This is a genomic window from Bacteroidota bacterium, assembly GCA_017303905.1.
Classification (GTDB): Bacteria; Bacteroidota; Bacteroidia; order B-17B0; family Aurantibacillaceae; genus JAHEYG01.
On sequence record JAFLBH010000001.1, the window covers coordinates 1,767,221 to 1,791,374 of the forward strand.

General features: G+C 37.8%; 16 protein-coding genes. 13 read left to right on the plus strand and 3 right to left on the minus strand.

The window, feature by feature from the left end:
- Positions 1-300: 300 nt before the first annotated feature.
- Positions 301-2,217, minus strand: a complete 1,917-nt coding sequence (locus J0L69_07450) for a hypothetical protein (protein ID MBN8693017.1) — start codon at positions 2,215-2,217, stop codon at positions 301-303.
- Between the two features lie 33 nt (positions 2,218-2,250).
- Here J0L69_07450 and gatB point away from each other — a divergent pair, with 33 nt between their 5' ends.
- The 8 genes from gatB to J0L69_07490 all read left to right on the plus strand — a co-directional run bounded on the left by gatB (position 2,251) and on the right by J0L69_07490 (position 12,441).
- Entirely contained in the window at positions 2,251-3,702 is a 1,452-nt protein-coding gene (gene gatB, locus J0L69_07455) for an Asp-tRNA(Asn)/Glu-tRNA(Gln) amidotransferase subunit GatB (protein ID MBN8693018.1), read from the plus strand.
- A gap of 467 nt (positions 3,703-4,169) precedes the next feature.
- Positions 4,170-4,631, plus strand: a complete 462-nt coding sequence (gene tnpA, locus J0L69_07460) for an IS200/IS605 family transposase (protein MBN8693019.1) — start codon at positions 4,170-4,172, stop codon at positions 4,629-4,631.
- Positions 4,632-4,728: 97 nt separating this feature from the next.
- Positions 4,729-5,859 carry an AhpC/TSA family protein gene (locus tag J0L69_07465; GenBank protein MBN8693020.1) on the plus strand — a complete coding sequence of 377 codons (1,131 nt, stop codon included), beginning with the start codon at positions 4,729-4,731 and terminating at the stop codon, positions 5,857-5,859.
- Between the two features lie 60 nt (positions 5,860-5,919).
- Positions 5,920-8,961 carry a M1 family metallopeptidase gene (locus J0L69_07470; GenBank protein MBN8693021.1) on the plus strand — a complete coding sequence of 1,014 codons (3,042 nt, stop codon included), beginning with the start codon at positions 5,920-5,922 and terminating at the stop codon, positions 8,959-8,961.
- On the plus strand, positions 8,961-9,713 hold the full coding sequence (locus J0L69_07475; GenBank protein MBN8693022.1) for a UDP-2,3-diacylglucosamine diphosphatase: 753 nt from the start codon (positions 8,961-8,963) through the stop codon (positions 9,711-9,713). Before J0L69_07470 ends, J0L69_07475 begins: the two co-directional genes overlap by 1 nt.
- Before the next feature lie 4 nt (positions 9,714-9,717).
- Positions 9,718-10,686, plus strand: a complete 969-nt coding sequence (locus tag J0L69_07480) for an alpha/beta hydrolase (protein ID MBN8693023.1) — start codon at positions 9,718-9,720, stop codon at positions 10,684-10,686.
- A complete protein-coding gene (locus tag J0L69_07485) occupies positions 10,683-11,594 on the plus strand; it encodes a DUF2279 domain-containing protein (protein ID MBN8693024.1) in 912 nt (303 codons plus the stop codon). Before J0L69_07480 ends, J0L69_07485 begins: the two co-directional genes overlap by 4 nt.
- 10 nt (positions 11,595-11,604) lie before the next feature.
- Positions 11,605-12,441: an MBL fold metallo-hydrolase gene (locus J0L69_07490; GenBank protein MBN8693025.1), complete on the plus strand. Its 837-nt coding sequence runs from the start codon at positions 11,605-11,607 to the stop codon at positions 12,439-12,441.
- Here J0L69_07490 and bshA read toward each other — a convergent pair whose 3' ends face one another.
- The gene (gene bshA / locus J0L69_07495; GenBank protein ID MBN8693026.1) at positions 12,442-13,572 is read right to left on the minus strand and encodes an N-acetyl-alpha-D-glucosaminyl L-malate synthase BshA; all 1,131 of its coding nucleotides are present in this window, start codon (positions 13,570-13,572) and stop codon (positions 12,442-12,444) included.
- A 40-nt stretch (positions 13,573-13,612) separates the two neighbouring features.
- On the opposite strand from bshA, the gene J0L69_07500 reads away from it, so the two are divergent.
- From J0L69_07500 to J0L69_07515, 4 genes are all read left to right on the plus strand, one after another.
- A complete protein-coding gene (locus J0L69_07500) occupies positions 13,613-14,266 on the plus strand; it encodes a 7-carboxy-7-deazaguanine synthase QueE (protein ID MBN8693027.1) in 654 nt (217 codons plus the stop codon).
- Positions 14,267-14,348: 82 nt separating this feature from the next.
- The gene (locus J0L69_07505) at positions 14,349-15,329 is read left to right on the plus strand and encodes a histidine kinase (GenBank protein MBN8693028.1); all 981 of its coding nucleotides are present in this window, start codon (positions 14,349-14,351) and stop codon (positions 15,327-15,329) included.
- Between the two features lie 3 nt (positions 15,330-15,332).
- Positions 15,333-16,046, plus strand: coding sequence for a response regulator (locus tag J0L69_07510; protein ID MBN8693029.1), 714 nt, complete (start codon positions 15,333-15,335; stop codon positions 16,044-16,046).
- A gap of 109 nt (positions 16,047-16,155) precedes the next feature.
- A complete protein-coding gene (locus J0L69_07515) occupies positions 16,156-18,489 on the plus strand; it encodes a T9SS type A sorting domain-containing protein (GenBank protein MBN8693030.1) in 2,334 nt (777 codons plus the stop codon).
- A 297-nt stretch (positions 18,490-18,786) separates the two neighbouring features.
- Here J0L69_07515 and J0L69_07520 read toward each other — a convergent pair whose 3' ends face one another.
- Complete coding sequence (locus J0L69_07520; protein ID MBN8693031.1) at positions 18,787-19,638, minus strand: hypothetical protein; 852 nt, start codon at positions 19,636-19,638, stop codon at positions 18,787-18,789.
- Between the two features lie 106 nt (positions 19,639-19,744).
- Here J0L69_07520 and J0L69_07525 point away from each other — a divergent pair, with 106 nt between their 5' ends.
- Entirely contained in the window at positions 19,745-24,154 is a 4,410-nt protein-coding gene (locus J0L69_07525; protein MBN8693032.1) for a PKD domain-containing protein, read from the plus strand.

Consider the following 24,154-nt stretch of genomic DNA (forward strand, 5'->3'; position numbering starts at 1 on the left):
AGTTTCTAGCAACGGACAGCCTCTCCCCCTGCTAAGGGGGAGTCCGCGCAGCGGGAGGGGGTTTTTTATAATCAACCTTCTGTTACAATCCCCTCTATCACAAAACCCCTCTGTCCTTCGGACATCTCCCCTTGGCAGGGGAGAGATTTTTCGTAAACAAATTCAACTGTATTAATTACGTTTAGCTTTTGTTTTTAAAGGGAGAAATTTTTCGTGATGTAATTAAGTTTCTATAGCAACGGACAGTCTCTCCCCCTGCTAAGGGGGAGTGCCCGCAGGGCGAGGGGGTTCGGGAGTTAACTACTCACGACCCGCATTAAACCACTTATATAAAAAAGTGGTGGTAGAAGTAGTATCTGCTGAATGAATCTTTAAAGATTTAAACTGAATTTTCAGCTTACCCGAATGAATGGATTTGTTGGTATTGATGAAACGTATTTCCTGAATGTCTTTATACGCAGTAGAATCAAAGGGATTAGAAATATATGGATTTAACCAGATAAATTCTTTGGCATCACTTGGCCATATGCGTTTACGAATGCGCTTTTTGCTTTTATCACGGTATTCAATAAAAAATTCATCATCGCGGTAAATTTGTTTTTTTATCCCTCTCCAGGCATTGAAATCATACACCACATTACAGGCTAAAATGTCTTTGTCTTCCGGTAAAGGAATCCATTCGGCACTGTTGATTTCCTGCGGGGCCGCTAAATCGCTGATGGTGATTTTTACGGCTTCTTTATTTTTTTCCAAGATCAATGAATTATCCTGTTTTTTTATCACATGGTAGTTTTTTAAGATGGCTTGTATGGAGTTGATTTCATTGCTGAGTAAATAAGAATTGTCGATGCCGCTTAAAAACTGTCCCGCAAAATAACCATCGTGCCATATTAGAAAATCCGGTGCCTCCGCTGAATTAAAATACTCGGCGGTTTTTTTGTCAAAGTAAACCGACATGTTTAAGTTTTGTAAAAAGGGACGCGGCTTCCAATTGCTGAGATGATTGGCTTCCACATAACCAAAATCCCAAGGGAAGAAATCCACGCTGCCATCTTCTATCTTGTGTAATATCACATTCGAAAGTTTGTAAGGGTATTTTAAATTCTTGTACGTTTTTTTGCTGTTCAACTTAACATGTTGTTCGTGATTGAATACCGCATTCACAAAATACGCCGGTCCGTTTGGAATGCTTAGAATAAATTCACCGTAATCTTTTTTGTTAATGAGGTTGCCATAATAACTGAAAAACGAAACCGCTAATAAGGGGAAGGTGTATTTAGAAATGAGTTTGTAAAACAAACCGCAGCAAATGATGAGCATAGCTAAACACACTAAGAATCCCATGTAATGCGAGTTATCCATTCTTACAATGCTGTGTGTATAGCCGGTATACAAAAAGAAAATGCCAAAGAGCCAGAATAAACGGAAGTCGGCGTTTTTATTGAACCAAAACACCGAAATAGCCGACACTAAAGATAAAATCAATAAGAAAGCACTTTCATTGCGGTTGTAAACCGAACTGATTTCGTTAAACATGATGATGTTTTGGAAATAAATCACCAATGAATCGGCAATGGGTGTAAAGCTTCTGAAGAGTGCCAGTCCGATGAGTACAAAAAACAAAACATTGTAGCCAAGAATGGTGATGAAAAGTTTTAACTCCGGTTTTTTGTTGGTGAATACAGCGTATAAATAATACAATCCCTGATAGAGTGCGCAGGATAATCCAATGGCGCATTTGTAATAATAACCTAAAATGGTAAATAACGCGATGAACACCAGATAACTTTGTTTCTTCTCTTTATGGTAAAGCAGTAAAAACAAAATGCAAATCAAACTGAAATAAGCTTCTGTGCTAAACACAACCAAACTGCTTAATCCGAATAAAATTAAAGCGGTTTTTGTACTTGTCTCAAATTGTTTGCCGGCTTTAAGAATGGCAAATCCATACGTGAATTTTACCAAAATCTGAAACACGGTTCCTATGATGATGAGATAGCCGTAATGTACGGGGTTGTGCAAAAAGGCAAGGGGACCGTAAATATTGGTGATTTTATCGAGGTCTTGTGGTTGGTGACTCACAATATAATTAAAGGCCCAGAAGTAAGAGCCGTCTAAGCCGCCATAGATGCTATGATCCTGATAATTGAGTGTAACAATGGAAATGATGAATAAAATGAGGTAATTTATCCTGTTATTATTAAAAATATCCACCACTATTTGTAATTTTACGCAAAATAAAGCAAAAAAATGAGTGTTTACGATAAATACGAAGCAGTAATAGGTTTGGAGTGTCACGTACAATTACTTACAAAAACAAAAATGTACAGTAACGATGCGGCTGAATACGGTGCTTTGCCAAATACGAACGTAAGTGTGGTAACTTTGGGTCACCCCGGAACGTTACCGCGGGTAAACAAACGTGCCATTGAATTTGCGGTGAAATTAGGTATTGCTACCAAGAGTACTATCACCACCGAAAATCAATTTGCCCGTAAGAATTATTTTTATGCCGATTTACCAAAAGGATATCAAATTACGCAAGACAAAACGCCGATTTGCACAGGCGGATATATTGGATTTAAATTAAAAGACGGACAAGAGAAGAAGATTAATTTGATTCGTATTCACATGGAAGAGGATGCGGGGAAGAGTATGCATGATATTGATCCGTTCGAAACATTAATTGATTTAAACCGCGCGGGAACACCTTTATTGGAGATTGTAACACAACCGGATTTCAGAAGCGGCGAAGAGGCCTATGCTTACTTAAATGAGGTGCGTAAGCTGGTTCGCTATTTAGATATTTGCGATGGTAACATGGAAGAAGGTTCTTTACGTTGTGATGCGAATATTTCTGTACGATTAAAAGGCGCGAAGGAATATGGCCGACGTACGGAAGTGAAAAACATGAACTCTTTCAGAAACGTACAACGCGCGATTGATTTTGAAATTAAACGTCAGATTGATTTAATTGAAGCGGGAGAAACTATATCGGTTGAAACACGCAGCTTCGACGCGGTAAACGGTACCACTTTTACTTTGCGTAGTAAAGAAAGCGCGAATGATTACCGTTATTTTCCGGAGCCGGATTTACAACCGGTGTTTGTAACGGCAGATTATATTGAGGGTGTAAAAAAGAATTTACCTCCTTTGCCAAATGATTTGTATAACAAATATGTGAACGAATTAAAATTAAGTGAGTACGATGCTTCGGTGTTAACGGAGTCGAAGGAAATTGCTCTTTACTTTAATGAGCTTATTTCAAGTACAAAAAATTACAAGTCGGCAGCCAATTGGGTAATGGTAAATGTGAAGTCATTTTTAAATGAGAATGCTTTGCACATTAATGATTTTCCTATTCAGCCAAAGGTATTAGCGCAGATTATCGATTTAATTGATAGTGGTAAAATCAGTCATGCTGCGGCTTCTCAAAAATTATTCCCTGCTTTAGTAGCCAATCCGACGAAGAGTCCGGAGTCGCTGGCTACCGAATTAGATATTATCCAAAACAGTAACTCAGGCGAAATTCAGGCTTTGGTAGAGCAAGCCGTTAACAAATTCCCTGAAAAAATCACTGAATACAAGAATGGGAAAGTAGGTTTACTTGGCTTATTTGTTGGTGAAGTGATGAAGTTAAGCAAGGGTAAAGCCGATCCAAAAGTGGTGAATCAGCTGGTAAAAGAACAGTTGGAGAAGTAAGAGTTCTTAAACAGTTTTTCTTAATGGTTTTACAGGTCGCCCCTCCGGGGCTACAGAAGAAGGTTGCTCTAGGGTTATAGATAGGACGCTCCTACGGAGCTTGTTGAAATGAGGTGAGGATACGTGCAATGAATTAGTTCTAAAAAGTCCCGCAGTGAGGATTTAAATTGAACAGAACAAAAATTTATACAAATAGCCCTGCAATTACGGTCTAAAAAACACAAGAAAACACAATCCAAAAAGTCCCTTAGCGACGACCTAAATAGAACACAAGATAAATGTAATCCAAAAAGTCCCGTAGGGACGACCTAAATAAAACACAAGATAAATGTAATCCAAAAAGTCCCGTAGGGACGACCTGTTTATAGATAAAAAAACAATAACAATCCAAAAAGTCCCGTAGGGACGACCTATTTAAAGAAGAAAATATAAATACAAAAAAGTCCCGTAGGGACGACCTATTTATCATGCCGAATTCATACACACAGTTATATATACAAATTGTTTTCGCGGTTAAGGGAAGAAAGAGTTTAATAGCGAAAGAGAATCGCGAAGAGCTACAAAAGTATATGACAGGGATAGTACAAAATCGCGGACATAAAATGTTGGCTATTTATTGTAATCCGGATCATGTTCATATTTTCATTGGGTTAAAGCCTACACAATCAGTTTCCGATTTAGTTCGAGATGTTAAAGCATCATCATCCGGTTTTATTAATGAAAAGGGATGGGTAAAAGGTAAATTCAGCTGGCAAGAGGGGTATGGCGCCTTTTCTTATTCAGGGTCGTCTTTAGATAATGTGATAAATTACATTCTTAATCAGGAAGAACATCATAAGAAGAAGAGTTTCAGGGAAGAATATATTCAGTTTCTCAAGGAGTTTTATATCGAGTACGATGAAAAGTATTTGTTTGAGGAGATAGAATAGCGGGTACTTTATCCATTTTCCATTGTGAATAATTCACAATTATTAGGGCTTTAGAGCCTCCATTTTTGTTATCTTTAAGCTTTTATTATAAAGATTAATGAAACAGATATTAAAATTGGCTTTTGCAGCGCTTATTCTGAGTGCTTGTAATGGTGACAAAAAAGGAAATTCAAATTTCGAATTAAAAGGAACATTAAAAGATGCTAATGGCGAGACTTTAGTGCTCGAAAAATTAGCTTCGCAACGTCCGGTTGTTGTTGACAGTTGTGTGATTGATGAAAACGGAAATTTCGAATTCAGTAACTACACACCGTCTATTGGTTTTTACCGCATCAAATTATCGGAACAGAATTTCGGTATGTTGGTGATGGATTCTACCGATAAGATTTCAATTACCGGAAGTGCAAAGGATTTAGGAAATACCTATAAAGTAAAAGGATCACCTGAAACTACTTTGTTTTTAGAGTATAATGATTTAGCAAAGGCCAACCGTTTCAGAGTTGACTCTTTACAAGAGGCTTTCAAAATGGCGATGACCATGGTGCAAATGGATTCATTACGTATGGATTCGTTAAGCAAAGTGTTTGAAGGTGTATTTAATAAAATCATTGATGCGTATGCGTCTCAGGTAGCTGAGAAAATCAAGAGAAATACAAATATGTTTAGCTCTATTATGGCGATTCAGCCTTTAGATCCGGATAAATACAGTGATGTGTTCATCGCGTTGGATCAAGGTTTAGTGAAGAAATTTCCGGGGAATGAAAATGTAGGCATGTTCCATCAAATGGTAACACAAATGGTAACGACAAAGTCGGGTGAAGTTGCTCCTGAAATTAATTTGCCGGATCCTTACGGTAAGAACATTGCGCTTTCTTCGTTAAGAGGTAAAGTGGTGTTAGTTGATTTTTGGGCAAGCTGGTGCGGTCCGTGCCGTAAAGAAATGCCGAATGTGAAAGCAGCCTACGAAAAATATAAATCAAAAGGTTTTGAAATTTATGGCGTTTCTCTAGATAGAGAATTAAGCGACTGGATGGATGCCGTGAAGAAGGATGGAATTACCTGGCCACAGGTAAGCGATTTAAAGTTTTGGGACTGTGTAGCGGCTAAGCAATACAATGTTCAAAGTATTCCGTTCACCGTTCTATTGGATAAAGAAGGTAAAATCATCGCGAAAAATTTACGTGGTGCTGAATTGGAAGCGAAATTAAAGGAAGTATTAGGGAATTAATTGAGTTTCGAAGTAAACATACTTAATAAGAATCGCCGCAACTTACTTGTGGCGATTTTTATGTTATTAGCCGTCGGTTTTTATAACGGACTTCAGGCACAATCGCCCTATTTTCAGCAAGAAGTCAATTATAAAATATACGTTCGTTTAAATGATAAAACACATGAGTTGTCGGCTTTTGAAGAGATTCAATACATCAACAACTCCAGCACATCTTTGCCATATATCTATTTTCACTTATGGCCAAACGCGTATAAAAATCATAAAACAGCTTTAGCTAAGCAGAAATTACAGCAAGGTGAAACGGATTTTTATTATTCCAAACCGGAGGAGAGAGGATTTATTGATAGTTTGGATTTTAAAGTCAACGGTGAAAGTGTAAAAGTAGAGTGGGATAAGGAGAACGAAGATATCTGTAAACTCATTTTAGCGAGTCCGCTCAAATCACACGATACAATTACAATTACAACGCCCTTCCATGTAAAATTACCGGATGCAAAATTTTCACGCTTAGGTCATAGCGGACAAGCGTATTACATTACGCAATGGTATCCGAAGCCGGCGGTATTTGATAATTTAGGTTGGCATCCCATGCCGTATTTAAATCAAGGTGAATTTTACAGTGAATTTGGAACATTTGACGTAAGCATTACTTTACCTAAAAATTATTTGCTAGCGGCCACCGGCGATAGGATAGACGCGCAGGAAGAAGAGCAGTGGTTAATGCGTAAAGTTCAGGAGACGGAGCAGTTAATGATGAATAATAAATTGGTTTCTAAAAAAGCGGAATTTCCGGAGTCATCCACAGAAACCAAAACAGTGCGCTTCCGTCAGTCGAACGTACACGATTTTGCCTGGTTTGCAGATAAACGTTTTCATGTATTAAAAGACAGAGTGCAATTACCACATACATCAAGAGCTGTTGATACCTGGGTGTTTTTTACGGATAATGAAGCTTCGCTTTGGAAGAAATCATTGGAGTATATCAATGATGCCACTTTGTATTATTCGTATATGATTGGTGATTATCCTTACAATCATGTTACAGCTATCGACGGAGTTATTGCCGCGGGTGGAGGAATGGAATATCCAAACATTACGGTGATTGGTGAGAGTGGAAATGATTTTACATTGGAGACAACCATCATGCATGAAGTAGGGCATAACTGGTTTTATGGAATTTTGGGAACTAACGAAAGAGATTTCCCGGCTTTGGATGAAGGTTTAAACTCTTTGTACGAAATGCGTTATATCAAAGCGAAGTATCCCGAAAAAACCTTAGCTTCTTACATTGGAAAAGATAGCACTTTCAAATTTCTGGGATTAAATAAATTTAAACATGAAGAGAGTTATCGCTTAGCTTATTTACTTGCCGCCTCCAGAAACACCGATCAGGCCATTGCCAATGAATCGCCTGCTTTTACGAGTTATAATTACGGCGCTATTGTATATAGCAAAACCGCTGTGGTGTTTAATTACTTGCTGAATTCGGTGGGTGCCGATCGTTTTGATGAAGCGATGCGTTTCTATTTCGAGAATTGGAAATTTAAACATCCTAATAGCGCCGATTTACAAAACACACTCGAGTATCATTGTTCCATGGATATGGATTGGTTTATTCAGGATTTAATTCTCACAAATAATAAAGCCGATTTTAAGATTGTAAAGCATAAAGAACTAGCGAGCGGCGCACATGAAGTATTGGTGAAGAATATTGGAGATGTAAGAGGTCCGGTTGTTTTAACAGCGTATTTCAAAGGTAAAACAGTTGGACATGTTTGGTACAGTGGTTTTGATGGCACTAAAAAAATGGAATTCCCAATTGCAGACGTGGATAAATTTGAAATTGACGGACTTAATTGCATGCCGGAGATTAACAGGCAGAATAATACGCTTAGAACAAAAGGTTTATTTAAAAAACTGGAACCGCTACAATTAAATTTCATAGCTAAAATTGATGACCCGCGTCGTACACAAATAAATTACATGCCTATTGTTGGATATAACATGTATAATAAATTTATGTTGGGTATGGCATTTTACAATTACAGTTTAATGCAGCGTAAGTTTGAATATACCATAGCCCCTATGTATGCTTTTGGAAGTAACACGCCGGTTGGTTTTGCTGATTTTCAATTTAATTTTCATCCAAAGAAAATATTTCAAACGATTTCACCCGGTGTTAAATTCAAAACCTTTGCCTACGATTTTTCCGACCGTGATAAATTTTTCCCCAACTCAAGTATTAGCGACCCAAGCTTTTTTGCTTTCAATTACATGAAGGTGGAACCGTTTTTAAATTTTGCGATTAAAAAACGTGACCCGCTCAGTAAAATTTCTCAGTCTGTGAAGTTACGCAGTGTTATTACGCAGATGGATGTTGATCATACATACACAACGGTTTTCACCACGATTCAGCAATCGCCTTATAAAAAGCAAGTGACTAATTACGTGAATGAATTGTCTTATGATTTTAATTGTACACGCGCCATCAATCCGTTTAAGTTTAATGTAAAATTTCAGCAAAACGATGATTTCTCAAAAGCAAGTTTAACAGCGCATTATTATCTCACTTTCAAAAATAATTATTCAGCAGAGTTTCGGTTATTTGCCGGAACATTTATTGGCGGTAACAACAAAGGCCCTTATCGTTTCAGAGCTTCCGGTTTAAATGGCTACCACGATTACATGTACGATTATAATTTCATGGGAAGAAGTGAGTTTGATGGTGTAAGCTTTGCGCAATTCGCAGATGAAGATGGCGCTATGAAAGTGTGGACACCTTTAGGACAAAGTAATACCTGGTTAACTTCGTTGAATATTAAATCACCAAAGTTTTTCAAGTTGCCAATTAAAGTGTTTGCTGATGTTGTATTAACCGACGCGAACAGCTTAGTAACCGACAAAGTATTGTACTGCGCGGGTTTTGAAATTTGTTTATGGAAAGATATCTTTGAAATGTACGTGCCATTGGTTTACAGTAAAGACATAAAAAACACATTGAAGTTAAATGGTAAGGATACATTTTTTGAAACCTTACGATTTACGTTTAACATTAATAAAATTCGCCCTAAGGATTTATTATTTAGTAATTTCATGTAATGAAAGCCGGTAAAAAAATATATTTTGCTTCTGATTTTCATTTAGGCGCTCCTAACGATGCGAAGAGTCCGGAGCGTGAGCGTTTAATTTGTAAATGGCTGGATGAAATTAAAGCAGATGCTGAAGAAATTTATCTGGTTGGTGATATTTTTGATTTTTGGTTCGAACACAAATACACAATTCCAAAAGGATTTGTGAGATTACTCGGAAAAATCGCCGAATTAGTTGATAACGGCATTCCTGTACATTTCTTCTCCGGTAATCATGATACGTGGATGAAAGATTATTTCCAGAAGGAGATTGGTGTGAGTGTTAATCATGTTCCGATTACAAAAACCTATAATGGTAAAGTCTTTCATATCGGTCACGGTGATGGTTTAGGTCCTGGTGACAATTGGTACAAGATTTTAAAATGGATTTTCAGAAGTAAAACCTGTCAGTGGTTGTATTCCCGCTTACATCCTAATTTATCATTTTGGATTGCGCGAGGTTCCAGTTTAAAAAGCCGTGCTGTTACAGGCAATAAAGACGAAATATTTTTAGGTCAGGATAAGGAATGGCTTTATGCTTATTGCAAAGATTTTTTATCGAAAGAAAAAGTCGATTATTTTGTGTTTGGTCACCGTCATTTGCCACTTGATTTAAATGTAGATGACAAAGCCCGCTATATTAATTTGGGCGATTGGTTACAATACAATTCATACGCTGTATTTGACGGCGAAAAACTCGAATTAAAGTACTATAAATCATAAGTGAATGTTTACTTTACTGAAGAATCTCATCAAGTTTGTTTTTTACCTCCTTCTTTTTGTTTTTTTATTAGTTACGCTTGTCCCTTACTTTTTTTCGTTAAAGAATAAAGAGCTTTCCACAAAGGAAAAACCTTATGATAACAGTGCGTACCTTATAAGGGATGAGTTTTTTATACATTATCGGACATTCCATCCTGAAAAAGTAAAAAATAAAATCATTTTATTGCCCGGATTTTCAGGCAGTACTTTTTCGTATCATCATTTATTTGATTCGTTAATCAGCAATCATTGTATGGTGTTGGCCGTTGATATTCCTCCATTCGGATTTAGTGTCAAGAACAACGATTTACACTATACCGATACGCTCATTTTAACCATGATCCGCCAAATAATTAATCAAACCGATTCCTCTCTTAAATCCGAACAGCCCTGGATAATAGCCGGACACAGCTTAGGTGTTAATTACGTCGCGAAAATGGTGAGTCGCTATCCTGATTTGTTTACTAAGCAGGTGTATATCGACGGTTATTATTTTGGTAATCCGAAAAGTAATTGGAATAAATTCGCTTTGTATCCTCCTTTGATGAAGGGGTCTGATGTGTTACTCGAAAAGTATTATCTGAGTGATGCGAAGTTTGCTGAATTGTTAGAGTCGGCTTACGGGCGCAAGGCCACTGCAGAAGAAGTTTCTGCGTACAAGAAACCATTTGAATATGCGCAGTCGGGATCTTCTGTTTTTAAATGGGCATCTTCCGATCCTTGTGTCGAAGTGAATCCGGATATAGTTTATAAGAAGCCAACACTTGTTATTTGGGGACGAAACGATACATGGGTTCCTTTTAATGAGGAAGATTTTAATATCAAGGCTTTCGATGCAATTACGTTCAAAATGATTGACTCGGCCGGACATATTCCGCAGGAAACACATCCAAAAGAGGTAAGTGAAATTTTGATTAACTTTATAAGGAATTGACCAAGCGAATCGCATATGTGTTTTTAGGTTTAGCATTCATGCTGAATTCGACGGCGCAAACTTCTTCTGATTCTCTATCTAACAATAAACCCAAAAAAATATTTTTACTCAGCGGCTGCGGTGCATTAGCTGGAGGTTCCATTATTTATCTTAATCAGGTTTGGTATAGTCAGTATAACACCGGAAAGTTTCATTTTTTTGATGATTCAAAAGAATGGTTGCAAATGGATAAAGCGGGGCATGTTCATAGTACTTTTCAAATGGCCAATTTAACAATGAAGGCTTTTGATTGGGCCGGCTTTACTAAAAAACAATCTTTGTTCATTGGCGGAACGATGGGCTATGCCTACATGACAGCTATCGAAATTATGGATGGTTATAGTAATGGTTGGGGATTTTCATGGGCGGATATGGGCTCAAATACTTTAGGTACGGCTTTAGCAATTGGTCAGCATGCTGCCTGGAAGGAGCAGCGGTTGAATTTGAAAATCTCTTTTCACCAAACCGAATGGGCACAATATAATCCTGATCTCCTCGGGAAAAATTTAAGTGAACAGGTTTTGAAAGATTATAACGGACAAACATATTGGCTAACGGTGAGTCCGTTTACCTTTATTAAATCCGACAAAAAATTACCGAAATGGTTAGGACTATCGATTGGTTATGGTGCGGATGGAATGCTTGGAGGTTTTTACAATGATATCGCCATAGTAGATGCAAATGGTTTTGTAAAAAAGGTGAATCGCGAGCGGCAATATTATTTATCGCTGGATGTGGATTTATCAAAAATCAAAACCAAATATAAATTTGTGAATGCAGTGCTAAACGCGTTTAATATTTTGAAAATTCCGGCGCCAACGCTCGAATTCCAGAATGGGAAAACTAAATTTTATTACTTTTATTTTTAAAATCAGAACTATGAAACTTTACTCGATCAATGCAGGTTATTTTAAATTAGACGGTGGCGCTATGTTTGGCGTGGTTCCGAAAAGCATTTGGAAAGATTTAAATCCGGCCGATGAAAATAATATGTGCAGTTGGGCCATGCGCTGTTTGTTAATTCAGGATGGCAACCGTTTGATATTGGTAGATAACGGCATGGGTAATAAACAGAGTGAAAAGTTTTTCGGATTTTATTATTTACACGGGAATGATACCCTCGAAAAATCATTGGCGCAGCATGGTTTTGGTGTGGATGATATCACCGATGTTTTTTTAACGCATTTGCATTTCGATCATTGTGGCGGCAGTATACAATTTAATAAAGACAAAACCGGATATGAGCCGGCATTTAAAAACGCAACCTATTGGAGCAATCAAAAGCATTGGGATTGGGCAGTAAAGCCCAACGCGCGCGAAAAGGCCAGTTTCTTAAAAGAAAATATTATGCCAATTCAGGAGAGCGGACAATTAAAATTCACGAAAGAAGGCGAATCTTTATTGGGATTTGAAATTAAAGAAGTGTACGGACACACAGAAGCGATGATGTTACCGATGATAAAATACAAGGATACAACCATTGCTTACATGGCCGATTTAATTCCTTCTTCCGGACATATTCCGATTCCATACGTAATGGGTTATGATATGCGTCCGTTGAATACCATCAATGAAAAGGAAGAAATGCTGAATAAAGCCGTTGATAATAATTGGCTCTTGTTTTTTGAACACGATCCTAAAGTAGAATTGTGTTCTCTTCAAAAAACAGAGCGCGGAGTACGAATGAAAGATGTAATAAAAATGAGTGAGCTGTAATTAGTGTGATTTAGCAATTACATTTTGATACAGCTTTTCGTACATCGGTAAAATATGATTTATGTCGAATTTCAGAGCTTGTTTGTAAGCGTTGTTGCTAAATTCAGCATACAATTTATCATCGCTTAAAAGTTTAATACTGTTAGCAGCCATATCATCCACATCACCAACATTACTTACAAAACCGGTTTCTCCGTTTATATTTACTTCCGGCAAACCACCGGTGTTGGTTGAAATAACAGGCAGTTTCATGGCCATTGCTTCTAAAGCCGCCAATCCGAAACTTTCGGTTTCACTCGGTAAAATAAATAAATCACCAAGTCCGAGCACTTCTGTAGGATCATTAATTCTTCCTAAACTGATAATATCGTTACAGGTTTGAAGTTCGCGGCATAATTTTTCAATAGCGGGGCGCTCCGGACCATCACCCACCAAAATAAGTTTGCAAGGAATTTCTTTTCGTACTTTGTCAAACACTTTCAAAACATCTTCCACACGTTTTACTTTACGGAAATTGGAAACGTGAATCATTATTTTTTCGCCATTCGGCGCGTAATGTTTCTTTTCGCAATGCGTACCCGTTTTAGCATAATCGTCTAAATTGATAAAATTTGGAATCACATCAATTTTATTGTCGATTTTAAAAATAGTGAGGGTGTCTTTCTTTAAACTTTCAGAAACAGATGTGATGGCATTACTGTTGTTAAGTGAGAAACGAATCACCGGTTCGAAGGAAGGGTCACGTCCAACCAAAGTAATATCTGTTCCGTGCAAAGTAGTGATGTAAGGAAGCGTAATTTTTTTTGATTTTAAAATTTGCTGAGCCAAATAGGCCACAGAGGCGTGAGGTATGGCATAATGTACATGGAGAACATCTAACTTTTCGTAGGTAGCCACATCCACAATTTTACTGGCTAGAGCCGACTCGTAAGGTTGGTACTCGAAAAGCGGATAATCATTCACGCTTACTTCATGGTAAAATAAATTTTCGTTAAAAGGATTCAAACGAAAGGGAAGATTATAGGCCATAAAATGCACGCGATGACCTTTCTTTGCCAAAGCTTTTCCTAATTCAGTTGCTACAACGCCGCTTCCGCCAAAAGTAGGATAACAAACTATTCCAATGTTCATTCGGTAAAATTACAAATTAAACCGCTACCTTTACGCACGCATGAACTACAAAGTACAGGGCTTAAATAAAGAAGATAAAGAACTGCTGGATAAGGGTGAATTGTTGCCGGTAATGGAAGATTTTTATACCATTCAGGGAGAAGGATTTAATACCGGGAAGGCAGCCTATTTCATTCGTATTGGCGGATGCGATGTGGGTTGTCACTGGTGTGATGTAAAAGAAAGCTGGGATGCATCGATACATCCTCTTGTTAAAGTGAGCGACGTGGTGCAGAAAGTAGTTGAGTCGAAAGCTAAAGCTGTAGTAATTACCGGCGGTGAGCCTTTACAATATAATTTAGATTATATCACGGAAGCCTTTAAATCCAAAGGCATCGAAACCTATATTGAAACATCGGGCGCTTATCCTTTGAGCGGATACTGGGATTGGATTTGTTTATCGCCAAAGAAAACAATGCCTCCTTTAAGTGAGGTTTATGCAGTAGCCCATGAATTAAAAATTATTGTGTACAACAAGAATGATTTTGAATGGGCACAAGAACAAGCTTCCAAAGTTTCGTCGTCGTGTTATTTATACCTTCAACCCGAATGGAGTAAGCGTGAAAGCACGACGCCTGTTATTGTAGACTTTGTAAAAGAGCATCAAAATTGGATGGTTTCTTTACAAACTCACAAATACATGAATATTCCATAAGGTTTATAGTTTGTGTATACAAGCTAATAACCATCCATCATTAATTTTTTAGCCTACAAAGTAAAATCTGTACTTTTATTAGGTGTTAAACAAACAGAGAATATATTGGTTGTGTCAAATAAGCGGATGGTCGTTTTTTGTACTTGTTAATCTTTTGTTTAACACGCCGTCTTTAAAAATTCTACTCAATTATTTGTTCTTATTAGTGGTGGGAATTGCGCTCACGCATGCCTACCGTTATTTGATATTGCAATTCAGGATTTTAAAATTAAAGATTGTATATCAGCTTTTTTTTATTGCTGTTTCGAGTTTAATGTTATCGGTAATTTTTTGTGTGGCAGGCTCTGTTTTTTTTGTTTTGTCACTCGAAGAAGTAATTAATGGCATCGTTCCGTTCTTGTTTTGGTCGATTATTTATTTTGGCTTTCATTATTTGGAAAATTACAAGAAAACAGAAATTCAAAATTTAAGATGGGAAGCTGCCAGTAAGGATATAGAGTTGAATAAGCTAAAGTCGCAGTTAAATCCTCATTTCATGTTTAACAGTATGAATAGTATCCGCGCATTAATTGATGAAAATCCGGCTAAGGCAAAGGAAGCCGTAACTCAGTTGAGTAATATTTTACGAAACACTTTACTTATGAATAAAAACAAAGAAATTGTTTTAGAGGAAGAGTTAAGAATAGTTAAGGATTATTTGGATTTGGAACAGATACGCTATGAAGAGCGCTTGCGTTATGAGATGGACATTGATCCATCCTCTGTCACTAAGTTAGTCCCCCCACTAATTGTTCAAGCGCAAGTGGAGAATGCCATTAAGCATGGGATTTCGAAAATTCCGGGTGGAGGAGTAGTGAAGGTGAAAACAAAATTGGAGGATAATAATTTATTGTTGGAAGTGAAGAATACCGGTTCATTGAGCAATGAAAAAAGCGATACGGGTTTTGGATTCGCTAACAGTAAACAACGATTGGATCTTTTATATGGAGGGAAGGCAAGTATTGAGATTAGTGAAGAAAATAGTAATGAGGTAACCGTTAGAATAAAAATATCTTATAATTAAAATATGAAAGCAATTATTATTGATGACGAAAGATTAGCGCGCCAGGAATTAAAAAATTTATTGGCGGTGCACAAAGAAATTGAAGTAGTGGCCGAGTGTGCCAATGCGGAGGAGGCAAAAGCAAAAATCGCGGAGATTAGTCCGGATGTTATTTTTCTCGACATTCAAATGCCGGGTAAAACAGGTTTAGAGTTATTGGAAGAAATTTCTGCTTTACCGGAAGTCGTATTCGTGACGGCTTACGATGAATATGCGATTCGTGCATTTGAAATAAATGCTTTGGATTATTTATTAAAACCGGTTCAACCCCAGCGATTAGCTGAAACTGTTAAAAAATTGCTGAATAAAGAGGTGGGCGAGAAGAAGGAAAACAACACACCTTTAGAAGATAATGATCAGGTATTTGTTAAGGATGGTGAGAAATGTTGGTTTGTTTCTTTAAACAATATTCGACTCTTTGAATCGGAAGGAAACTATGTAAGAGTGTATTTCGATAATTTCAGACCCTTGATTCTGAGAAGTCTAAATAGTTTAGAAACCCGTTTACCTGAAAAATCATTCTTTAGAGCAAGCCGTAAACACATTATTAATTTGAAATGGGTTGATTCAATTGAAACCTGGTTTAATGGTGGTTTAATGGTGAAATTAAAGGGTGGGCAGGAAGTTGAGATTTCGCGACGACAAGCGGTTAAACTAAAAGACATCATGAGTTTATAACATTAGGAGTTCAATTTGTTAATTAAAATTGACCTCAATTCTTTTCTTTTTTTTGTTTTTGCCATGTGTATTAACTATTTTTATGATAATTAAAAATAAACACAAACACATGAAAAAGAATCTACAATTAGCAGCAATGGCATTTGTTCTAGGATGTGCCACTTTAACTGCGCAAACAGGCCGAGTGGCTGGTGTGAAAACGCCATTGCAAACTCAGTCTATCAACAGTCACTCTCATTCTCACTCAGAAGGCGAGAGAAGTCCTAGCGGACATATTCGTTGTGCTACACCACAGCCATCGGCAGAGTGGGATGCTTGGTTTAATCAAAAGGTAGAAGAGTTTAAGGCACAGAATGCCAACAAAACTCAGATGCCTAATTACACTATTCCTGTTGTAGTACACGTTATTCACTCGGGAACCTCTGTAGGTTCCGGTGCTAATATTTCAGCAGCTCAGGTACAAGATCAGATCAATATCTTAAATGCTGACTTTGCCGGAACAGGTTTAAATGCTACAAATGTCCCTTCAGTATGGTCAGGTTTAAAAGCTAACGTAAACATTACTTTTTGTTTAGCTACAAAAAATCCTTCAGGAGTAACCTTGGCAGAGCCGGGTATTGATCGTCGTCATTACAATACAATTCCGGGGTTATCTGCTCCGGGTTCGGGATACACTTCAGGAACTATTGATGGAACAATTAAGCCTAACACTATTTGGGATCCAACCCGTTATTGCAACATGTGGGTTTGTCAATTAGGTGGAGGTTTATTGGGTTATGCAACATTTCCAATTGGTACAGGTTTAACAGGTATCACAGGAAGTGGTTCTGCTACAACTGATGGTGTTGTAATGGGGCATAACTATTTTGGTAGTATTGGTTCTGCAGCAAGTTCAGCTCCATATAACAAAGGTCGTACTACAACTCATGAAGTTGGTCACTGGTTAGGTTTACGTCACATTAACGGTGATGCTAATTGCAGCAACGATTTCTGTAATGATACGCCTACACAAGATCAGTTGCACTTTGGATGTCCAACTTTCCCATACCATACAACTCAGTGTAGCGGTAATACACCAAACGGCGAAATGTTCATGAACTTCATGGATTATACTGATGATGCTTGTATGTATATGTTTACAACAGATCAAAGAGCTCGTATGCAAACTGCTATGGCAAACGGTACTTACCGTAGCCAGTTAACTACAAGTTCAGCTACTTTATGTACTTTATCTGCAGCAACACCAACATCTAACTTTGCTTTGGCAACTTCTGGTTGTACAGGTGCAGTTATTACTCCAACTAACAACTCTAATGGTACTCCGGCACCAACTTACTTATGGTCTTCAAATCCTGCAACCGGTGTAACATTTAGTCCAAATAATACCGCTACTAATCCTGGTATTACGTTTGCAAATCCTGGTACTTATACTATTTCTTGCGTGGCTACTAACTCAGTTGGTAATAATTCAAGTAATAAGGTAATTAGTATTACAGCATGTGCAGGTATTTGTAATGACACTATCATGAATGTATCTAATACTTCAACTCTTGATTTAAGTGTAGCTGGGACTGATACAACAACTCCGGGTTGTAATCCAAAGGCAGGTTATATCTTCGGATCTAACTGTTATGATGATTTAGAAAAAGCAGAGTTTTTCCCTGTTTCAAAGTATAGTACAATTTCAACTCCAAAAATCACCAGTGCAATCGTATTGTTCTTTAAGAACGGTTCACAAGGTACAGGTGGTAATGCTTCAACTCCGGTATCATTAAAATTATACAATGGTACAATGGCAGGTGGTCCGACAGGAACAACAACTCCATTAGGTGTTTCTGCTTCAAATTTAGGTAACATTACTTCAGGTGTAACTACAACTTCTGTGAACTATTGCGGTGCTCCTGGTATTGTTTATTCTTTACCAATCATTTTACCTTATAAATTCAACTTTGCGACGGCTGTTAATGCTCCTGCAACAAATGGATTCTTTGCGTCTATTACATGTCCTACTGCAGCAGGTGACACAATCGTTGTAATGGATGATGGTGGAAACACTGCAGGTACAAACTGGGAATTATGGTCACCTAGCGGATGGTACAATATATCTCCAACCTGGGGTGGATTCAACGCTTCAATGGCTATTTTACCTATTATGACATGTTCTGCAACTTCAGTTAACGAAATGGCTTTAGAAAACAATGTTGTTTTAATGCCAAATCCAACTACAGGGTTAGTAACTGTTGCAGCTACTTTACCTAACGTTGCTGATATGAACATTACAGTTACAAATGCATTAGGTCAAATCATTTCTGAAACCAGCTTTACAAATGTTAGAAACAACGCGTTTACCGTTGATTTAACAGGTAAAGAAAATGGTGTGTACTTTATTAGCATTACAAGCGGTGGTGAGAAAGTTACCAAGCGCGTGATTTTAACGAAGTAATCACAAACTGATTCATATAAAAGCCCTTCGCAAACGCGAGGGGCTTTTTGTTTGTATATGAGTGAAGACTCCCATGATAGTGCTAAAGAAATATGATATACCTAATACTATAAAGTATTGATGAATTAAGTTTTAGCGAGGGTGTTTAACGATGTGGAAATGCAAAAGTGCTTTCTCGAGTTTAAATACCTATATGTATATATTGAATACGTAATCCTGCGTGTCAAATACAAACCAAAATAAAGCTAGTGTTGTGTTTAATTATCGTTTCTAAAGCAGATATAGAAAGAGATTAGATTAGTGTAAGTAATTACGGATTGTAACGTAAATATAAGCCATCCAGTTATATTGTTCTTGTGTAAACCTGCACCTGCAATTCCAGTAACTCATTATGTTATCTACAGGCGGTAAATAATAATTATTGGCAGCATCCTTTGGTCCGTAAACAAAACCACAAGGAGCGGTTCCTATACCTGTAGGATAAGGGTCGGCATCTGTATCACAAAAGCCATCACCCATTGTCGTGCAATTGCTTCTTAAAACCAATTCGCTGCTGGGTCCATCCTCTGAGGCTGTTGAAATTTCCGCAAAAGTATGAGGTAAGCCAAAAAAATGGCCCATTTCGTGAACGGCAGTCATACCTGTAAAGGCCGATTTACGCATAACTATAATGTCTTTTCCACCCGGCCCGTGTGCATAACCATTTGCAGCAGGCACAATCAAATTATCTACCAAATAAATATTTATGGTCTTGTCGGTATAATAATTGTAATTACCCACTATTTTGAATTCATGGTTGGGCCTATCCCATTTATTATACTCGTGTTCGGGTATGTATTTAGTGCTACAGGCTTGAAATTTCAAACAAATAGGGTCGAAGTATTTGTTAAGTATGCTAATACAGGCATTGATGTTTGCCGCCGTTACATTGGGGTTTCCGAGACTGTCTAAGAAAACATAAAATACAATTGACAAAGTTTTTTTAAGACAGGTATCGTGCGGTAATAAGGCATTGCTGGCTAAGAGTGATTGGTACTTTGTTTTTTCTGCCGCGTAATTAGGCATTAGTTCACTTCCACATTCTTTCTGAGAAAGTACTTTCATGGAAAGTAAGCAGCAAATTACCAACAAATAAAAATTAAACCTCATTACGTTTTAGTATAAATACAATATTTTTTTATATTTGTATATACATCAAATCTAATTAATTTTTTGAATGATTAAAAGAGGGCTCAAATTATTTTTCGTTTTCCTGATGTCCTTTTTCTTTTCAAACGGATTTTCTCAGATTGCTTGTACACCAACCTCGGGTTGTGTGCCTTTGGTAGGGGTAAGCTTTACCGGTGCGCCTGGTGCTTCAAGCATATTGTGGAGTTTTGGTGATGCCACTTCCTCCAATATTAATAATCCAACACACACTTATGCTACTGCCGGTAACTTTACTGTAACTTATAATGCCATTGTTTCAGGAAATCCTGTTACATATACTTTATTGGTAAAAGTATTCGGTAAACCTACACCCAATTTTTCTTTTACAATACCGGCCAGTCATTGTGCTCCTATGACAGTTCCGTTTACCGATTTATCTGTTGGTAGTGGTACAACGCCTATTACAAGTTGGCAATGGGCATTTGGAGATGGTGGGATAGGAAATACACAAAACCCCAGTTATGTTTATACTATTCCGGGTAGTTTTAGTGTAACATTAATTGCAAAAGATGCCAATGGTTGCGACTCTGCAATGACAAAAGGAATAATTAAAGTATCTGCGCAACCTACTGTGGTGATAAATAGTAACCCGCTATCGCTTAATTCATGTACAGTTCCGTTTACCGCCACATTTAGCGGTTCAAATTGTGTAAGTGGCGCTCCGGGTGGCGGACCACTAACCTATAATTGGGGATTTGGTAATGGACAAACATCCACCTTAATGAATCCATCCGCTATTACGTATACTACCAATGGTGCTTATACAGTTTCTTTGACAGCAACTGATAATAACAGCTGTGCGAAGACCGTTAGTACAACGGTTAATCTTTTACAACCGAAGGTAAAAGTTAAAATTCCGGATACGATTTGTTATGGATATAAAGTTATAATTAAGGATACCTCTATTGCCAATTATACTACATGGAATTGGGGAGATGCTACGCCGAATAATACTAATGTGCCGAATGATACCATCATGCACGGTTTTTATACGCCGGGAAATCAAACCATAACTGTTTCGGCCTATATAGGTAGCTGTGTCTCTACTCAAACATTTGCTGTTTATGTACAAAAAGTTGTTGCAAGTTATACGGCAACCCCTCCTTCGTTTAGTTGTAATAGTCCGTTTCAGATTAATTTAAACAATACATCCACGTGGGGAAGTACCTTTATTTGGTCCATTCCTACCAATGGAACTCCACCTACTTTTACCGCGAGTGGTGCCTCCTTTACCTATTCCATTACCCAAGGAAGTAATAATCCATATACTATTTATGATACAATAGCACCTCCTGTTACATTAATTGCCATTTCAAATTTCGGATGCAGAGACACAGTAACAAATGCTTTCGATTCGTTAATGAAAATTACCTCGTATTTCTATACAGACAAAAAAGAAGGTTGTGTGCCTTTAACGGTAAAATTCACGGATAGTAGTTTTTCCTCAGCACCTATTAATTTTTATCAATGGAATTTCGGTGATGGTTCACCGAATGTAGCAAGTCCAACTGCTACTTCAGTTGTGCATACCTACACCGCTGTTGGAACATATACCGTCATTCACATTATACAAAATGTTCCGGGTTGCAGGGATACCTCATTTCAATACACTATTAAAGTTGTTAATCCTCCTAATCCTAGTTTTACATTCACGCCATCAGTCGTCTGTTGGAATCAACCTGTGCAAATTATTAATACAACCAATCCGGCCGATTCGGTAAATCATTGGCACATTACAAGTGATGCGGGTTATTTCTCGGGCTGTATAACCGATCCGAATCCTTCTTGGACATTTAATCATACGGGTGTGTTTGGATTTACTATGACAGCTTACACAAACGGTTGTAAGGCCGATGTGGTTTCCAGTTCTTCAGTTACAGTTAGAGGTCCGATTGCACGTGGACGTTATTATACGAGGTGCGATTCCTCTTATAAGGTAAAGTTCTCCGCTAATTTAATGGATACACAATACGCCACATGGGATTATGGTGATGGATCTCCGACTCAAACGTTAACTGGTGTTGGCTCGTTTACAACTGCGCATACATATACCGCATCAGGAAACTATACTGCAATATTAACAGGGTACAATGCAAGTACAGGATGTTCGCTTTTCAGAGATACTTTAATTGTAACAGTCAGAAAAATTAAAGCGCAGTTTTCCAATCAGGCAATCGCCTGTAAATCGGTAAGTACGGTTTATGATGCTTCAATGTCGCAAGATGTTATGAAAGGATGTGGTATCGGCTACAACTGGTTTTTTGGCACTTATCCACCTGTAGTAACACCAAATGATTCTGTGTTTTATGCTTTGCCTGCCGGTGTGCATAATGTCATGTTGGTTGTGCGAGATACCAATAATTGCGCTGATACAGCTCGTGGTGTTATTAAAATAAGTAGCGTTACTGCTAACTTTAGTATTTCATCCGGAACCGTTGGTTGCTTACCGTTATACGTTATGACCACCACTAATACATCCACATCTGATACAACCATAACTTTTACGTGGAATTTCGGTGATCCCGGCTCTGGCTCAAATAATACGTCAACTTCAGTTAATGGCACGCATAATTACACTGCCGCTACCGCACCTTCGCAGAATTTTACAGTTACCTTGTTAGCCAACAATGCAAATGGCTGTAAGGATACAATTAGAAAAGTAGTAACTGTTAACGCGCCAAATCCGTTTGTATTACCTACAGCTTCAAATTCAATTTGTGTAAATAGTAGCATTACGTTAAATGTAAATAATGCAGGTGGTGCCGTGAGTTATGTTTGGAATTTTAATGACAGTTCTCCTACACAAACTTTATCTACTTCTTCTGTGGTTCATACGTTTACAAATGCAGGAGCCTATACAGTTTCTTTAACTACAACGGATGCTTTTGGATGTAAGGGCAACACTACTTTCCCGGTATATGTGCAGAATTATCCTGTTCCCGGTTTCTTCTATACCAATCAATGTAATGCAACAAGTACGGTTGCCTGTTCAGGATGCGCTATTGTATTTCAGGATACATCTATTAATCCTGTACCTGGTCCTCGTAATTGGAATTTATCCAGCGGAGGTCCGGTTGTAGGTACTGCTACTGTAGGTAACACGTATACCTCACCCGGTAATTATCCGATAACATTAACTGTGACGAGTTCGTTTGGTTGTCCGGCTACAGTGTCACAAACAATAACTGTATTGGGAGCAGATGCTGATTTCTCCATAGATAAAAATACAGTTTGTAAAGGGGAAGCTATTCAATTTACGATTAAGGATACCAATAATGTTTATACATGGAGTTGGGATTTTGGTGATGGAACAAATGGAGGTCCGGTTTCGCCTACATCACATTCTTATACTTTCCATCCACCGGGAGGAACTACCAATGCTTCGTTAACTTACTGGACAAGTGATTCGGCTTGCAGATATTCGGTTGTATTGCCTATTAATATCAGAAACATTATTGCTGATTTTGATAGGAATGGCGAAAGCATTAAAGCGGATACTATTCACTGTTTAGGAATTCAGGATGTATTTACAAGTACTTCTACCAATGCTACGAGTTGGTATTGGAATTTTGGTGATGGAAACACCAGTACTTCCGTGAACCCAAATCATACTTATTCTTCAGTTGGAACTTATACAGTTTTATTAGCGATTTCCGATACACAATATGGTTGTAAGGATACTATCCGTAAACCTATACAAATTGTACCTCCACCAAGTGCTACCGTAACAGGACAGGATACCTGTGCAGGGAAACCATCTCAATTGGGTGTAATTGGTCAGCCCGGTTATACATACGTTTGGCATCCGGGTAAAAACTTAAATGATTCTACAATAACGAATCCTGTAGGAACATTTAGTAATACAACTACATTTACGGTGATGGTAACTGATCCTAACGGTTGTACAACCGCGGTAACGCATCAGGTATATATTCAACAACCACCGCCATCTGTAAATTGGGATACCAGCGTGGTAATAGGTCAACAAGTTAATGTACCGGGCTATGCCGGAACCGGCTTCACCTATTTCTGGACGCCGGGCACAGATCTGAATTGTACCACGTGTCCGATTCCTGTATCAAGTACAACTGTGGATATTGTTTATACTGTTCTAATCGCAGATAGCATGGGATGTTTTACTGTGACTAATACATTCTCCATACACATTGATCCATTATCCAGTGTAGATGTTCCAACAGCCTTTACACCGAATGGTGATGGGGTGAATGATGTGATTTATGTGGATGGTTGGGGAATCCGTAAATTGAATTACTTCCGGATTTATAATCGTTGGGGACAATTATTATTTGAGTCTAACGACATTAAAATCGGATGGGACGGTTATTATAATGGCGCACCACAAAACATGGAAACATATGTTTATCAGGTATCAGTAGAAACATATGTGGATAAAGAACCTATCTTTAAAACAGGGACCTTTAAATTAATACGCTAG

Excerpts from the sequence above, each read along its gene's own strand:
- gatB (MBN8693018.1), top strand. The coding sequence starts at position 2,251 with ATGAGTGTTTACGATAAATACGAAGCAGTAATAGGTTTGGAGTGTCAC.
- tnpA (MBN8693019.1), top strand. The coding sequence starts at position 4,170 with ATGCCGAATTCATACACACAGTTATATATACAAATTGTTTTCGCGGTT.
- J0L69_07465 (MBN8693020.1), top strand. The coding sequence starts at position 4,729 with ATGAAACAGATATTAAAATTGGCTTTTGCAGCGCTTATTCTGAGTGCT.
- J0L69_07470 (MBN8693021.1), top strand. The coding sequence starts at position 5,920 with ATGTTATTAGCCGTCGGTTTTTATAACGGACTTCAGGCACAATCGCCC.
- J0L69_07475 (MBN8693022.1), top strand. The coding sequence starts at position 8,961 with ATGAAAGCCGGTAAAAAAATATATTTTGCTTCTGATTTTCATTTAGGC.
- J0L69_07480 (MBN8693023.1), top strand. The coding sequence starts at position 9,718 with ATGTTTACTTTACTGAAGAATCTCATCAAGTTTGTTTTTTACCTCCTT.
- J0L69_07490 (MBN8693025.1), top strand. The coding sequence starts at position 11,605 with ATGAAACTTTACTCGATCAATGCAGGTTATTTTAAATTAGACGGTGGC.
- bshA (MBN8693026.1), bottom strand. The coding sequence starts at position 13,572 with ATGAACATTGGAATAGTTTGTTATCCTACTTTTGGCGGAAGCGGCGTT.
- J0L69_07500 (MBN8693027.1), top strand. The coding sequence starts at position 13,613 with ATGAACTACAAAGTACAGGGCTTAAATAAAGAAGATAAAGAACTGCTG.
- J0L69_07510 (MBN8693029.1), top strand. The coding sequence starts at position 15,333 with ATGAAAGCAATTATTATTGATGACGAAAGATTAGCGCGCCAGGAATTA.
- J0L69_07515 (MBN8693030.1), top strand. The coding sequence starts at position 16,156 with ATGAAAAAGAATCTACAATTAGCAGCAATGGCATTTGTTCTAGGATGT.
- J0L69_07520 (MBN8693031.1), bottom strand. The coding sequence starts at position 19,638 with ATGAGGTTTAATTTTTATTTGTTGGTAATTTGCTGCTTACTTTCCATG.
- J0L69_07525 (MBN8693032.1), top strand. The coding sequence starts at position 19,745 with ATGTCCTTTTTCTTTTCAAACGGATTTTCTCAGATTGCTTGTACACCA.